We start from the raw sequence: 14742 nt of genomic DNA, 5'->3' as shown, positions 1-14742 counted from the left end.
CGGATACCGCCGGTCGGGCGGCTGCGAAGATGGCAGGGTGGAACCCGCACAGCCTGCCGACCGCGTACCCGCCGACCGCACGCCGCCCGGTGGTCAGCCGCCGGTCGACCAACCCGCCGGCGCCGAGCCCGCCGCGACCGGCCCGACGGCGCCGCCCACCGGCGAGCCCGCCCTTGTCGCCGGTGAGCCGGCCGCGGCTGCCGATGAACCGGCCCTCGCCGCTGAGGAGCGGGCGTCGGCTGCTGGTGAGCCGGCGCCGGACCCGTCGGTGCAGCCTTCGGTGGCCCGGCGGGTGCCGGGTGACGCCGCCGGAGGGCCCGACGACGCCACCGGGACCGGTGAGCGGTCCGCGCCGCCGCCACGGGTGGCAGCGGCGGCGACCAAGGCCGAGCGGTCGCCCAAGGACATGGCGATCTCGCTGTTGGTGCTGCTGATCCCGATCGCGCTGCTGCTGGCTTTCTACCGCGGCTTCCTCGGCGGCGATCAGGCCACCACTGTCGATCCGGCCCCGGCGATCGAGCAGGCACGGTCGGCGAACACCTTCCCGGTGAGCGAGCCGCAGGGGCTCGGCTCCGGCTGGCGTACGGTCAGCGCCCGTTACCAGAGCGTCGAGGGTGGCGCGAACCTGCGGATCGGCTACCTCACGCCGGAGGGGCGGGGTGTCCAGCTGCTGCAGAGCAACGTGCCGGTGGAGCAGCTGCTCCCCGCCGAGCTGACCGACCAGAGCCAGCCACAGGGCCCGACGGAGCTGGCCGGGCGCACCTGGCAGCGTTACACGGCCCGGGGAAACCAGCAGGCGCTGGTGCTGCTGGAACCGACCCGCACGGTGCTCGTCGTCGGTGACGCCCGGGACAACGAGCTGCGCGACCTCGCCGGTGCGTTGCGCTGACAGTCCGACATCGATACGCCCCCGCGTCGCTGGTGGGCGTATCCGTTAGGCTCCCTCGGCTCGGTCCGGTCCGCACGCTGCGGCGGGGCCATGTCCATCTCTGTGAAGTGAGAACTCAGTGAACATTCGACGGTGGAGCTTCGGCTTCCTCGCCGCAACCCTGCTCGTCCCCGGCCTGGCCGCGTGCAAGTCCGACGCTGCCGAGCCGGCCGCTGCGCCCAGCCCGTCCGCCCCGGCCGTACCGGCCGACCCGAAGGAGGCGCTGCTCGCCTCCACGAAGGAGGCGGCCAAGGGCGACTTCACCTTCACCCTGACCGGCGCCGACCTGACCGGCGGCGGCCTGGTGCACAAGCCCAGCAACAGCGCGCAGCTCACCATGAAGCTGGGCGAAGCCTCCGACGACGTGTCGATGGAGATGGACCTCATCTACATCGACTCGGAGAGCTGGGTGAAGATGGAGATCGGCGGTGCCATGGCCGCCATGGTGCCCGAGATGGCGAAGAACAAGGGCAAGTACCAGCACCTCGACAAGACCAAGGTCAAGGGCATCAAGGACCTCCAGCTCGACCCGGAGACGCTTGACCCGGTCGACAGCGAGACGCTGGTCAAGGGCGTGACGGACGTGCAGAAGACCGGCGAGGGCACCTACGCCGGCAAGATCGACATCAGCGCCTCCACCGAGTCGGTCGCCCTCGACGAGGACGTGGTCAAGGCGCTGGGCGCGCAGGCCAAGGCGCTGCCCTTCACGGCCAAGCTGGACCCGCAGGGCCGCCTCACCGAGCTGGTCATCTCGGTGCCGGCCGCTGGCGAGACCGCCGCGCACGACATCAAGATCGGGTACGCCGGCTACGGCACCGGCACCGGCGCGAAGAAGCCGCCGGCGGACAAGGTCATCGAGGCCTCGGCCGAGACGTACGAGCTGTTCAAGTAGGTCGGCACGACGGATCGGGGCGGCCCTGGGCCGCCCCGATCCTGCTTTTCCGCACCGGTCACCGCGAACAACCGGACGTCAAGGGTGATTGTCGGACGCGTCGACAGGGAACAAAGAGGGAGTGATCCGGGCGAGTTGCTCGGCCCGGATCGCGCGGCGTGGCCGAAGGGCTGCCGCGTCGCCCGGTTTCCGGCGCCGACCAGGCCGTCGGGTGACCCCCTTGGGAGACACGTATGACTGTTCGACGACTCGGTGCCGGCCTGGTAGCCGCCGCCCTGTTCACGCCCGCCCTGGCCGCCTGCGCCGGCGGTACGACCGGCACGGCCGGATCGACCGCGTCCCCCACGGTGAGCGCGTCCGGCGTACCCAGCGCGTCCGCCGGCACGCCCGTGCCGGGCGACGCCAAGCAGGCGCTGCTGGACTCCACCAAGGAGATCAGCAACGGCAACTTCCGGTTCACCCTCTCCGGCGCCGGCTCGACCGCCGAGGGGCAGGTGCACCAGCCGAGTCAGAGTGCCGCGATGAAGTTTTCCATCGGCGGCCCCTCCTCCGACCTGGCGATGAAGCTCGACGTGATCCACGCCAAGCCGGACAGCTGGGTGAAGCTGGAGCTGACCGGGCCCACCGCCGACAGCCTGCCCGCCATCAAGCAGCTCAACCTCGGCAAGTACCAGCACCTCGACCAGGCCCGCATCAAGGGCAACAAGAACCTCGGCTTCGACTTCGAGAAGGTCGACCCGGCCGGCAGCGCGGTGCTGACCCAGGGCATCACCGAGGTCCGCAGCACCGGCACCGGCACGTACGCCGGCACCATCGACGTCACCAAGGCCGCCGAGGCCGGCTCGCTGAACGCCGCCACGATCGCCGCGCTGGGCACCCAGGCGAAGACGGTCCCGTTCACCGCGAAGGTCGACCCGCAGGGCCGGCTCAGCGAGCTGGTGCTGCAGCTCCCGGCCGCCGGACAGACCGCCGCTCAGGAGATCAAGATGACGTACTCCGACTACGGTTCCGCCACCGCCGCGCAGAAGCCGCCGGCGAACCAGGTCGTCGAGGCGCCGGCCGAGCTCTACAGCTTGTTCAACTGACCGTCGTACGTCGGTGGGGCGGCTTCGGTCGCCCCACCGGCGCTTTCGGCCACCCCGTCCGCGATCAGGACGCGGGGTCCTGCCGGGCGGCGTCGATCCGCGCCCGAGCGCCGTCCAACCAGCGCTGGCAGATCACCGCCAGCGCCTCGCCGCGCTCCCAGAGCGCCAGCGACTCCTCCAGGGACGTGCCGCCGGCCTCCAGCCGCTCGACCACCGAGGCCAGTTCGGCGCGGGCCTGCTCGTAGCTGAGCCGCTCGTCCGGCCCGGTCTTCGTGTCGTCAGTCATCGCGTCCATCTCAGCACACCGTCGTCCGGGTCACCGCGTCGCCGTCGACAGTCGCGGCCAGCTCACCGTCGGCGAGGCGGACCCGCAGCGGGTCGCCCTTGCCGACCTCGGCCGCCGCCCGTACGACGTGCCCGTCGGCGCGCTGCACGATCGCGTACCCCCGGTCGAGGGTGGCGGCGGGGGAGAGGGCGCGCAGCCGGGCCAGGGTGTGCCGCAGATCGTCGTCGGCGCCGGCGAGCCGGTGGTCCAGGCAACGGCCGGCGCGCTGACGCAGCCCGGCCAGCTCCGTCGCGCGGTGCTCCACCATCACCTGGGGCCGGGCCAGCACCGGCCGGGACCGCAGGCCGTCGAGGCGGTGGGACTCCCGGTCGATCAGGTTGCGGACGGCCCGCTCGAGTCGGTGCCGGGCCTGACCGATGAGGCGTACCTCCTCGGTGAGGTCGGGGACCACCCGCTTGGCCGCGTCGGTCGGGGTGGAGGCCCGCAGGTCGGCGACGTAGTCGACGAGCGGCGCGTCCGTCTCGTGGCCGATGGCGCTGACCACCGGCGTACGGCAAGCGAACACGGCCCGGCAGAGCGCCTCGTCAGAGAAGGGCAGCAGGTCCTCGATGCCGCCACCGCCCCGGGCGATGATGATCACGTCGATGCTCGGGTCGGCGTCCAGCACCTTGAGCGCGTCGATGATCTGCGGTACGGCGGACGGGCCCTGCACGGCCACGTTGACCGTCCGGAACTCCACGGCCGGCCAGCGCCGCCGGGCATTGGTCAGCACGTCCCGCTCGGCGGCCGACGCGCGGCCGGTGACCAGCCCGATCCGGCCGGGCAGGAACGGCAGCCGGCGCTTGCGCGCCCGGTCGAACAGCCCTTCGGCGGCGAGCAGCTTCTTGAGCTTCTCCAGCCGGGCCAGCAGCTCACCGAGCCCCACCTGCCGGATCTCGTCGGCCCGCAGGCTCAGCGTGCCCCGGGCGGCGTAGAACTCCGGCTTGGCGTGCAGCACCACCCGGGCACCCTCGCGCAGCTCCGGAGCGCCGGCGTCCAGCACGTCGCGGTTGGTGGTGACGGTCAGGCTCAGGTCGGCCGACGGATCACGCAGGGTCAGGAAGACAGTCGTGGCCCCGGGACGGCGGCTGATCTGCGCCACCTGCCCGTCCACCCACACCCAGCCCAGCTTGGCGATCCACGCCCCGACCTTCTGCGAAACGACCCGAACCGGCCAAGGCTCCTCCGCGCTGCTCCGCGCAGCGCCCCCACCAACCCCACTCACCCAACCCACCCTACGGCCACCCCGCTGGACCCCGTTGATCATGAAGTTATTGCGCTGGGTGGCGGCGTGTCGTGGCAATAACTTCATGATCACCGAGCCGAGGGCCCCGGGTTGTGGGCGGTGGTGGGTCGGGGGCGGGCACGTACGATGGGGGAGTGACTGATCTCCGGACCGGCAAGCGCGTGCTCCTGGCCAAGCCCCGCGGCTACTGCGCGGGTGTTGATCGCGCCGTGCAGACCGTCGAGGAGGCGCTGAAGCTCTACGGCGCCCCGATCTACGTGCGCAAGCAGATCGTGCACAACAAGCACGTCGTGCAGACCCTGGAGGCCCAGGGCGCGATCTTCGTGGAGGAGAACGAGGAGGTGCCCGAGGGCGCCACCGTCATCTTCTCCGCGCACGGCGTGGCGCCCGAGGTCTACGAGCAGGCCCGGGAGCGCTCGCTGAAGGCCATCGACGCGACCTGCCCGCTGGTCACCAAGGTGCACCAGGAGGCGAAGCGTTTCGCCGCCGAGGACTACGACATTCTGCTGATCGGCCACGAGGGGCACGAGGAGGTCATCGGCACCGCCGGCGAGGCTCCCGCGCACATCCAGCTCGTGGACGGCCCGGACGGCGTCGACAAGATCACCGTCCGCGACCCGGAGAAGGTGGTCTGGCTCTCCCAGACCACGCTCTCGGTGGACGAGACGCTGGAGACGGTCGCCCGGCTCAAGACCCGGCTGCCGCTGCTCCAGTCCCCGCCCAGCGACGACATCTGCTACGCCACGTCCAACCGGCAGCACGTCGTCAAGGAGATCGCCCCCGAGTGCGACGTGGTGATCGTCGTCGGCTCGACGAACTCCTCCAACTCGGTCCGGCTGGTCGAGGTCGCCCTGGACGCCGGCGCCCGCGCCGGTCACCTGGTCGACTTCGCCCACGAGATCGACGACGCCTGGCTGGCCGACGCCCGCACGGTCGGGGTGTCCTCCGGCGCGAGCGTCCCGGAGGACCTGGTCAACGACGTGCTGGCGCATCTGGCCGCACGCGGGTTCGCCGACGTCGAGGAGATCACCACCGCCAACGAGCGGCTGACCTTCTCGCTTCCGCAGGAGCTGAAGCGGGACATGAAGGCCGCCGCGGCCCGCGGCTGAGCCCGTTCGGGCGCCGGCTCACGGCGGCCAGACCGTGCCGTCTGTGCTCAAGCGACGGACCACTGCGGGAACGCCGCGCCGTCCCGATGCGTCGAAGGCGGCATGAGGACCTTTCGGCTCGTCGTCCCCGCTCTGGTCGTCTGCGCGGCGCTGAGCGCCTGCGGGGGGACGGACGGCTCCACCACCCCCGGAGCGCCGTCGGCAACGGCTGGGCAACCCACCCCGGCGTCACCCAGCAGCCCCGCCCCGGCGATCACGCCCTCCCCGCCGCTCAAGTCGCCGGGCGGGCCCACCGTCCCGCCGCCGGTCGGCGCCACCGAACTCACCGGCACGATCACCGCCGGGGTCGAACCGAACTGCCTGCTGCTCGATGGCTACCTGCTGGTGGGCGGCCCGCGGGACGTGCTGGCCGCCGGTGCCCGGGTCACCGTCACCGGTCGGGTGGAGACGGGCATGATGACCACCTGCCAGCAGGGCACGCCGTTCGTCGTCGAGAACGCCACCCGCCGCTAGCGACCTCGGCGCCCATTCAGCGGTCGGCGTCGTCCAGCAGCTCCGGCGCCTGCGGCTGGCGGGGGGTCAGCTCGACTTGGGCGGGCGTCGCCAGCTCGTCGTCCGAGACGCCCAGCTCGGCCAGCTTGCGGGCGCTGACCAGCACCCGCGCCTCCAGCGAGCCGACCGCCCGGTTGTACGCGGTCACCGCGCCGGCCAGCGACGAGCCGAGCTTGCCCACGTGGTCGCCGAGGGTGGAGAGCCGGCCGTACAGCTCCCGGGCGAGGGTGTGCACCGCCACCGCGTTGCGGGCCAGCGCCTCCTGCCGCCACGAGTAGGCCACCGTGCGCAGCAGGGCGACCAGGGTGGCCGGCGTGGCCAGCACCACGTTGCGGGCGAACGCGTGCTCCAACAGCGTCGGGTCGCGCTGGAGCGCGACGTCGAGGAACGGGTCGGCGGGCACGAACAGGACCACGAACTCGGGCGAGCTGTCGAACGCCGTCCAGTACGACTTGGCGGCCAGGGCGTCGACGTGCCCCCGCAGGTGTCGGGCGTGCGCGTCGAGGTGGGTGTCCCGGCCGCGCTCGTCGCGGGCCTCCATCGCGGTGAGGTACGCGTCGAACGGCGCCTTCGCGTCCACCACCACCGACCGACCGCCGTGCAGGCGGACCACCAGATCCGGGCGGACGACCTGGTCGTCGGTGGCGGCGGTGACCTGCTCGGAGAAGTCGCAGTGCTCCAGCATGCCGGCCGCCTCGACGATCCGACGCAGTTGGTGCTCACCCCAGCGGCCCCGCACCTGCGGCGCGCGCAGCGCGGCGACCAGCTGCTTGGTCTCGGTGCGCAGCTCCCCGGAAACCGCGTTCATCGAGCGGACCTGCTCGCGCAGCTCGGCGTACGCGTCGACCCGGTCGTGCTCCAGCTCGGCGACCCGCTGCTCGTAGCGGCGCAGGCTGTCGTGCAGCGGCGCCACGGCACGGGCCACCGCCTCCTGCGACTGCGCGGTGGCCTCGTAGCTCAACGCCCGCATGGACTGCTCCAGCCGCCCCTCGCCCTCGCGGGTCGCCGTCAGGGTGGCATCCAGCCTGGCTATGTCGGCCGCCGACCGGGACCGGGCCGCGAGCCAGCCCACCGCGCCGCCGGCACCGAGGCACACGATCACCACCAGCAGCGTCGAGACGTCCATCACCGGAGCTTGCCAGACGGGTACGACGTGACACCCGGGGGTACGTTCGATGACATGGAACTTGTGCTGTGCCTCGCGATCGTGCTGGTCGGCGCGCTCGGTGCCGCGGCGCTCATCCGCGCCCAGGGCACCGCCCGCCGGCGTACGGAGCTGGGCGACGCCCGCGCCGAGGCGCACCGCTGGTACGAGCGCCTCGGTGGTCAGCTGTTGACCCTCCAGGGCGACGAGCCGGCGGTCCGTCAGGCGCTGGCCGACGCCGGTGAGCGGTACAACGCGGCGGGTTCGCAGTTGGAGCAGGCGCGTACGCCGCACCAGTTCGCGCTCGCCCGGGAGACCGCGCTGGAGGGACTGGCGTACATCCGGGCGGCGCGGACCGCGCTGGGGATCGATCCCGGCCCCGAGGTGCCGGCGCTGGCCGCCGCGCGGGGCGTCGGGCAGCTCACCAAGGAGCGCGAGGTCGATGTGCAGGGGCAGACCTTCCGGGCCGGCCCGCAGCCCGGTCGGCAGACGCCCTACTACTACCCCGGTGGCCGCTACCAGGGTCGGCCGGTGCCGGCGGGCTGGTATTCGACGCCGTGGTGGAAGACCGCGTTGGGCGCGGGGGCCGGTGTGCTCGGCGGCATGTTGATCGCCGACGCGCTGTTCTCGCCGGCCTTCGCCGACCCGGGCTACGGGTACGACCAGGGCTACCAGGAGGGCTTCGGCGACGGCGCTGACTACGCCGACGACCAGGGCGCGGACGGCGGCGACCAGGGTGGCGACTACGGCGACCAGGGCGGCGACTTCGGTGGCGCCGACCAGGCGGGCGACTTCGGCGGCGGTGACTATGCCGCCGGCGACTTCGGCGGCGGAGGTTTCGGTGGCGGTGACTTCGGCGGCGGTGACTTCGGCGGTGGCGACTTCGGTGGTGGCGACTGGTGAGCGCCGAGGGCGCTGACTGAGGGCGGTGACTGGTGAGCGGCGGGCCGCTGACCTCTGAACCCCCTGGCTGACATGCGCAACGGGCCCCGGTCGTGGTGACCGGGGCCCGTTGCCGTGCTGCCTGATCAGCCGGTGTTGCGCATGCCGGCGGCGATGCCGTTCACGGTGGTGAGCAGCGCCCGCTCCAGGGCGGTGCCGTCGCTCGGGGCGCGTCGGCCACCCGGGGCGGTGGCCACCGCACGGCCGGCCGCGCCGGATTCCCGGTACTGCCGCAGCAGCGCCACCTGGAGGTGGTGCAGCGGCTCCAGGTAGGTGTCCCGGACGGCCAGGGTGCGCTGGAGCACCGGCGAGTTCTCCAGCAGTGCGGGGGAGGCGGTGACCGCCAGCACCTCGCGCTTGGTCAGCTCGTACTCCCGCTCGATCTGCTCGAAGATCGGGTGCAGCTTCTTCGGCACGAGGGTCTCGACGTACCGGCGGGCGATGCTGAGGTCGGTCTTGGTCAGCATCATCTCGACGTTCGACAGGAACGTGCGGAAGAAGTGCCAGTTGCGGTGCATCTCGGCGAGCACGTCCGCCAGACCGGCCTCCCGGGCGGCGGCCAGCCCGGAGCCGACGCCGAACCAGCCCGGCACGATCTGCCGGGTCTGCGTCCAGCCGAACACCCACGGGATGGCCCGCAGCCCGGAGAGCCCGGCGCCGGTGTTGGGGCGCTTCGCCGGCCGGGAGCCGATGTTCAGCGCGCCGAGCAGCTCGGTGGGGGTGGACGCCCAGAAGTACGCCGGCAGGTCCGGGTCCTCGACGAGCGACCGGTACGACCGGAACGCCGACTCGGAGACCACGTCCATGGTCGCGTCCCAGCGTTCCAGCATCTCGGCCGGCTGCCGGGGTGCGGTGTGCAGGAGCGTCGCCTGGAGCACCGCGGCGAGGGTCAGCTCCAGGTTCTCCCGCGCCAGCGAGGGCAGGGTGTACTTGTCGGAGATCACCTCGCCCTGCTCGGTCACCTTGATCGCGCCGTCCAGCGTGCCGTACGGCTGCGCCAGGATCGCCTCGTGCGTCGGGCCGCCACCGCGGCCGACCGTGCCGCCGCGACCGTGGAACAGCCGCAGGCGTACGCCGTGCCGGGCGGCCACGTCGCGCAGCGCGCGCTGGGCCCGGTGGATCGACCACTGGCTGGTGGTGATCCCGGCCTCCTTGTTGGAGTCGGAGTAGCCGAGCATGACCTCCTGCACGTCGCCCCGGGCCGCGACGAGCGCCCGGTACGCGGGCAGCGACAGCAGCTCGTCGAGGATCTCGCCGCCGGCGTTCAGCTCGCCCGGGGTCTCCAGCAGCGGCACGAAACCGATCCGGGCCCGGCCGCTGTGCACGTCGACCAGCCCGGCCTCGCGGGCGAGCACCACGGCGGCGAGCACGTCGTCCACGCCGAGGGTCATCGAGATGATGTACGACTCGATCACCTCGGTGCCGAACCGGTCCTGCGCCTCGCGGATCGTGCTGAACACGTCGAACGTCTTGCGGGCCGGCTCGGTGAGCGGGGTGTCCAGGGTGGACAGCGGCCGGCGTCCGGTCAGCTCGTCGGCGAGCAGCTTGGTGCGTTCCAACCGGCTCAACGCCGGGTAGTCGGACACCTCGCCGACGGCCTCGTACAGCTGGGCGAGCACCGCGTGGTGCGCCTCGGCGTGCTCCCGGACGTCCATGGTCGCAAGGTGCAGGCCGAACGCGGAGACCGTCCGGATGGTGGAGGCCAGCCGGCCGACGGCGGTGAGCTGCCCAGAGTTGCGGGCCAGCGAGGCGCGCAGCAGGTCCAGGTCGGCGATCAGCTCGGCCGAGCCGCGGTAGTCGCGGCCCGGGACGTGGGCGGTGCCCTGGCGGAGCCGCTGCCGGGTGTTGGCCAGCTTCGCCTTCACGCAGCGTGCCTTGAGCCGGTACGGCTCCTCGGCGTTGACCCGACGGAACCGGGGGGCCACCTCGGGCAGCGCGTCGAGGTCGGCGGCGAGGCTGGCGGAGAGGTCCAGCGACACCCCACGCAGTCGGCGGGACACCGAGACCTCGTTGATCAGGTGGTCCATCGCCTTCTCGGTGGCCGCGATGCCGTGCTCGTGCTGGATGGTCAGCACCTCGCGGGTGACCGCCGGGGTGACGAACGGGTTGCCGTCCCGGTCGCCGCCGATCCAGGTGCCGAAGCTCAGCGGGCGGGCCGTCGGCGACGTCTCCACGCCGAGGGTGCGCAGCGTGTCGGCCAGGTCGTCGAGCACCTGCGGGGCGGCCTCGGCGTACAGGTCGCGCAGGTAGTAGATCGCGTTGCGGGCCTCGTCGGTCGGGTCGGGCCGGTCGAGCCGCAGCTCGTCGGTCTGCCACATCAGGTCCAGCAACTCGGCCAGCCGGCGGTTGGCCGGGCCCTCGTCGCTGGCGCCGTAGAGGATCGCGTTGGCGGTCTCGGTGTCCAGCTCGTCGGCGATGGCCCGCAGCTTGGACAGGATCGAGCGGCGGGCCGCCTCGGTCGGGTGGGCGGTGAAGACCGGCCGGACCGCCAGCCGGCGGGCCGCGGCGGCGATCTCCTCGGCCGGCACCCCCCGCTCGGCGATCATCTTGGCCGCCTGGTCCAGCCAGCCGCCCTGCACGGCGCGGCGGCGACGCAGGTCCCGAGCGCGGTGCACCTGCTCGGTGATGTTGGCCAGGTGGAAGTAGGTGGAGAAGGCGCGGGCCAGCTTGGTGCCGGTGGTCACGTCGAGCCCGCCGAGCCGCTGGGCGGCCGCCGGGACGTCGGAGCGGACCTGGGCGCGGATCTCCTCGACGAGGTCGAGCAGCGGGCGGCCCTCCTGGCGGGCCAGGGTCTGGCCGAGCAGGGTGCCGAGTCGGCGGATGTCAGCGCGCAGCGCGGCGTCCGGGCCGTCGTGGTCGTGCTGGTCGGTCACGATGCGCTCCTTACGTGAGTACGAAGGACAGCGCTGTCCGACTCCCTGGATGGTATCCGCGTCGGGCCGGCTGGCAGGAGGGGCTCTCCGTATGCCGCGCCGTGACACGGAACACCTCGGAGATCACTTCAGGGCCTTGCGCGGTCGGTCGCCCGGCGACCCCGCACCCGGGTCGCGCCGAGCAGGGCGGCCAGCGCGAGCACCGCCCAGAGCGCCAGACCGGTCACCGGCCAGCCGATCGAGCGCCGGTCGAAATACACGGCCGACTTGATCAGGTCGGTGGCCAGGCCGGGCACGTTCCACAGGTGCATTCCGCGCAGCCAGGTGGGCAGGAACTCGGGGGCGTAGATGCCACCGGAGCCCGGGTTGCCGAGCACCACCAGCAACAGGATGACCAGCCCGGTGCCGAGGATGCCCAGCCAGCCCTGGACCGCGGCGGCGACCATCGCGGCGGCGAAGGCGGCCAGCATGCCGACGCCGGCGACGGCCGGCAGGTCGTGGTGCCAGACGTCCAGCACCGGGCCGACGATCACCGCCCCGACGATGCCGAGCGCCACGCTGTAGACGGCGAGCGCCCCGATGCGCAGCCCCGCGCGCCGCAGGGTGCGCGGGGCGGTGCCGGCGGAGATGCCGAGCACTGTCGAGGCCAGGTATCCGCCGAGGACGTACCCGATGGCCAGGTAGAAGGGGACCAGGCCGCGGGGGTCGGTGCCGGCAACCGGCACCTCGTCGGTCACCCGCAGCGGCAGTCCGGCCTGTTGGGCGGCGCTGGTGAGCACCTGGACGACCAGGTCGGTGGCGGACGGCGCGCTGGCGCTGGCGGTGGTCAGGACGAGCCCGCCGTCGGGGGCGGAGCTGAGCACCGCGTACACCTCGCGGGCGGTCAGGCCGTCGTCGGCGGCGCCCGGGTCGGCGTACTCGATGGCTTTGATCTTGTCGGTCCGGTCGCGGACGGCGGCCAGGACCGTGCGCGCGGGCTTGTCGCTCGTCGCCACCCCGACCGGCACGTCCCGGGGGTGCGGCTGGTGCAGGGCGCCGACGTACGCGGCGATGAAGGCGGTGGCCAGCGCGAGGGTGCCGAGCAGCAGGCCGGCGGTGCGGGGGAGCCAGTCGCGTACCCGGACCTCCGGCGCCTCGTCCACCACGTCAGCCTAGGGCGACATTTAACCTGTTTGCGGCATTTCCCGGCGAGCGGCGAAGTTGAGCAATTTTCTTCAAGACCGTCCGGGTGCCTCTCGGGAGGATGGTCTCCGTTGGTCCGGAAGCCACCCGTCAGGGGTGGCCGGATCGGGGCACGCGGGCCTATTCGGGGAGGTCCGACGCCTGGACCGGACCTGTCGCGGGCCGCTTCGTGCGCGCCTGAAGGAGGTGCCGTACGCCCCCCCGGTACGGCACCTCCGCCGCCTCCGGGCTCAGGCTGTCGCGGCCGGGTCCCCGCCGGTCGCGGTGAGCAGGCGGCGCAGTCTGGCCGGAGGGTGACCCACCTGCTCGCGGACCACCCGGGTCAGGTGTGCCTGGTCGGCGAAGCCGTACTCGCTGGCGAGCGCGCCGAGCGGGCGGCCGTCGGGCTCGGCGAGGGTGTCCAGCACCGCACGCACCCGCAGCCGGTTGCGGTAGGCGGTCAGGCTGCTGCCGGTCATCCGCTGGAACACCCGGCTGAGGTGGTGCGGTGAGGCGCCCACCTCCCGGGCCACCTCGTCAAGGCCCATCGTGAACCCCGAGCTGGCCAGCACCTCCCGGGCCCGGTCGGCCAGCCGTCGGTGCGCGGCAAGCGTCGCGGGCCGGCGACGGACCGCCCGCTCCACCTCGCCGTCCTCGTCGTCCGAGGTGCGGGCGCTGTGGCCCAGCAGGCGGGCCAGGAACCGCTGGAGCCGCTCGGCCATCTCGAACCCGTCCAACCCGCGCCGGAACTCAGCCACCAGCAGACGGTGCGCCAGGTCCAGCGTGGCATCCGAGGTGCCGGCCCAGCCGGCCCGGTCCATCCAGTGCTCCGCGTCCGGCCGTTGCGCCAGCACCGCCGCGTCGATCTCCAGGCAGGTGTACGAGTCGCCGCAGCCGAACGGGTGCGCCACCGCCATCTCGTCGCCGGGCCGGGTGAGCAGCATCGAGGTGGCGTCGGAGAGCTCGACCCGCCCGTTGAGCCGGCGTCGGTACGCCCCGGAGCGCCCCAGGATGATCTTGTGTCGGTCCTCCGCGACCGTCTCCGTCCAGCCGTGGTTCTCCACGATGCAGCGCACCTGGTAGATCAGCATTCCGTCCGGATGCCCCAGCACCCGCCAGCGGGCGGGCGTTGTGCGGCGACGCGGATCACTGCCGACTCCCTCAGCGGGCATCGTCCCCCCTTGGCACGGCGACCTCGTCACTACCCGGATCGATTCTGGTCACTCGCCAACCCCTGGTCCACCCCTTGCGGCGGATCGCTCCGACCCGGCTCTGCGGGTTTTGTCCGGCCGGTGCCGGCTGACCTGGGCCGGTTCGGTCGCCCCGGCCCGTTCCCGTGTCGCCCGGCTCGTGCGGCTCCCAGGTCGGTTGGTCGGCCAGGGTCCGCGGGTCGGAGAGTTGGCGGAGATCAGGGGTTGACGACGGCGAAGGCGCGGACCGGGAAGGTGCCCATGCCGGCCACCATCGGTGGGGCCGCGGTGAAGCGGAACCCGCTCGGCGGCAGCGCGCCCAGGCCGGTGAGGTGCTCCACGATCGGGACACCGGCGGCGAGCAGGGTGCTGTGTGCGGGGCGTACGCCTCCGGCCGCCGGGCTCATGTCGTCGATGTTGATCGAGTCGATGCCGACCAGGGCCGCGCCGGCGTCGACCAGCGCCTGGGCGGCGTCCCCGGTCAGGTACGGCGCCTCCGGCCCGCCGTACCGCTCGGTGCCGAAGTGCGCATCCCACCCGGTGTGCAGCAGCACCGCGCGCCCGGCCACCTCGTACGGGGCCAGCATCAGCCGGTCCACGGCTCGGGTGCCGGCCGGTACGCGGACCAGCACCCCGGGCAGGTCGGCGAGGCGGTCCAGCGACACCCCGGTCAGGTCGTCGCCGCCTGACCAGCGGTGGGCGGGAGTGTCCACGTACGTGCCGGTGTTGGCGATCATGTCGATCCGGGCGACGTGGAACTCGATGCCCGGCGCGTACCGCTCGCGGGACGCCGCGAAGGTCAACCAGTCGGTGAGCCGAGGACCGGGCCACCCCGGCAGGGTGGTCATCCCGTCGCGGATCACGTGGCTCAGCTCGACCAGCCGGCGATCGGCGCCGGAGGAGTCGACGCCGACGCCCCGGCCGCCCTTGTGCGGCTCCTCGATGATCGTCTTCGCGCTGATCCGGACCTCGGCGACCATCAGCAGCCCGAGGTGCCGGACGAACAACGCCGCTAGATCGTCGTCGGTGATCTCCCGACCCGGAATGTCCAGCCGGAAGCCCTCGGTGCGCAGCCCGCCGCCGTTGGCGAAGCTCACCTCCGCGTCGAACTGTGCGCGCCACTGCTCACCCATCCCGAAACCCGACCACGCCCGCTGGCGGCGGTCAAGATCTATTTCCCGTTTCCGACCGCCTCGGGGCCCGGTCAGCGCTCGCCCGCCGCCCTCTGCGGCAAGATCCGCACAACATCAGGGAAGTTGCTGCCTCCCGCGCCCCGGAAGCAGCAACTTCCGGGA

The 14742-nt window shown here is 72.8% G+C and carries 13 protein-coding genes; 6 read left to right on the top strand and 7 right to left on the bottom strand.

Annotation, left to right across the window (positions count from 1 at the left end; translation table 11 throughout):
• The first annotated feature begins 37 nt into the window (after positions 1–37).
• From ACGGAQ_RS02080 to ACGGAQ_RS02070, 3 genes are all read left to right on the top strand, one after another.
• The gene (locus tag ACGGAQ_RS02080) at positions 38–889 is read left to right on the top strand and encodes a DUF4245 family protein (RefSeq protein WP_393043769.1); all 852 of its coding nucleotides are present in this window, start codon (positions 38–40) and stop codon (positions 887–889) included.
• Between the two features lie 118 nt (positions 890–1007).
• Entirely contained in the window at positions 1008–1820 is an 813-nt protein-coding gene (locus ACGGAQ_RS02075; RefSeq protein WP_393043767.1) for a hypothetical protein, read from the top strand.
• Between the two features lie 233 nt (positions 1821–2053).
• Positions 2054–2905, top strand: coding sequence for a hypothetical protein (locus ACGGAQ_RS02070; RefSeq protein WP_393043765.1), 852 nt, complete (start codon positions 2054–2056; stop codon positions 2903–2905).
• Positions 2906–2969: 64 nt separating this feature from the next.
• Here ACGGAQ_RS02070 and ACGGAQ_RS02065 read toward each other — a convergent pair whose 3' ends face one another.
• Both ACGGAQ_RS02065 and xseA read right to left on the bottom strand, forming a co-directional pair.
• The gene (locus ACGGAQ_RS02065; RefSeq protein WP_393043763.1) at positions 2970–3191 is read right to left on the bottom strand and encodes an exodeoxyribonuclease VII small subunit; all 222 of its coding nucleotides are present in this window, start codon (positions 3189–3191) and stop codon (positions 2970–2972) included.
• A gap of 10 nt (positions 3192–3201) precedes the next feature.
• Positions 3202–4497 (bottom strand): exodeoxyribonuclease VII large subunit, encoded by a 1296-nt coding sequence (gene xseA, locus ACGGAQ_RS02060; protein WP_393043761.1) that lies wholly within the window; start codon positions 4495–4497, stop codon positions 3202–3204.
• Between the two features lie 113 nt (positions 4498–4610).
• Here xseA and ACGGAQ_RS02055 point away from each other — a divergent pair, with 113 nt between their 5' ends.
• On the top strand, positions 4611–5585 hold the full coding sequence (locus ACGGAQ_RS02055) for a 4-hydroxy-3-methylbut-2-enyl diphosphate reductase (RefSeq protein WP_393043759.1): 975 nt from the start codon (positions 4611–4613) through the stop codon (positions 5583–5585).
• 102 nt (positions 5586–5687) lie between these two features.
• The gene (locus ACGGAQ_RS02050; protein WP_393043757.1) at positions 5688–6098 is read left to right on the top strand and encodes a hypothetical protein; all 411 of its coding nucleotides are present in this window, start codon (positions 5688–5690) and stop codon (positions 6096–6098) included.
• A 16-nt stretch (positions 6099–6114) separates the two neighbouring features.
• Here ACGGAQ_RS02050 and ACGGAQ_RS02045 read toward each other — a convergent pair whose 3' ends face one another.
• The gene (locus tag ACGGAQ_RS02045) at positions 6115–7263 is read right to left on the bottom strand and encodes a DNA recombination protein RmuC (RefSeq protein WP_393043755.1); all 1149 of its coding nucleotides are present in this window, start codon (positions 7261–7263) and stop codon (positions 6115–6117) included.
• Positions 7264–7317: 54 nt separating this feature from the next.
• Here ACGGAQ_RS02045 and ACGGAQ_RS02040 point away from each other — a divergent pair, with 54 nt between their 5' ends.
• Positions 7318–8184, top strand: a complete 867-nt coding sequence (locus ACGGAQ_RS02040; protein WP_393043753.1) for a hypothetical protein — start codon at positions 7318–7320, stop codon at positions 8182–8184.
• A 125-nt stretch (positions 8185–8309) separates the two neighbouring features.
• On the opposite strand, the gene ppc is transcribed toward ACGGAQ_RS02040, so the two are convergent.
• The 4 genes from ppc to ACGGAQ_RS02020 all read right to left on the bottom strand — a co-directional run bounded on the left by ppc (position 8310) and on the right by ACGGAQ_RS02020 (position 14580).
• A complete protein-coding gene (ppc, locus tag ACGGAQ_RS02035) occupies positions 8310–11096 on the bottom strand; it encodes a phosphoenolpyruvate carboxylase (RefSeq protein WP_354854130.1) in 2787 nt (928 codons plus the stop codon).
• 128 nt (positions 11097–11224) lie between these two features.
• On the bottom strand, positions 11225–12238 hold the full coding sequence (locus ACGGAQ_RS02030; protein WP_393043751.1) for a hypothetical protein: 1014 nt from the start codon (positions 12236–12238) through the stop codon (positions 11225–11227).
• Between the two features lie 270 nt (positions 12239–12508).
• Positions 12509–13429: a helix-turn-helix domain-containing protein gene (locus ACGGAQ_RS02025; RefSeq protein WP_393043749.1), complete on the bottom strand. Its 921-nt coding sequence runs from the start codon at positions 13427–13429 to the stop codon at positions 12509–12511.
• A 236-nt stretch (positions 13430–13665) separates the two neighbouring features.
• Complete coding sequence (locus tag ACGGAQ_RS02020) at positions 13666–14580, bottom strand: cyclase family protein (RefSeq protein WP_393043747.1); 915 nt, start codon at positions 14578–14580, stop codon at positions 13666–13668.
• Between the last annotated feature and the right edge of the window lie 162 nt (positions 14581–14742).

It is taken from the genome of Micromonospora sp. NPDC047557 (assembly GCF_043205095.1).
Taxonomy (GTDB): Bacteria; Actinomycetota; Actinomycetes; order Mycobacteriales; family Micromonosporaceae; genus Micromonospora.
This window is presented reverse-complemented; position numbering and strand designations above follow the sequence as displayed.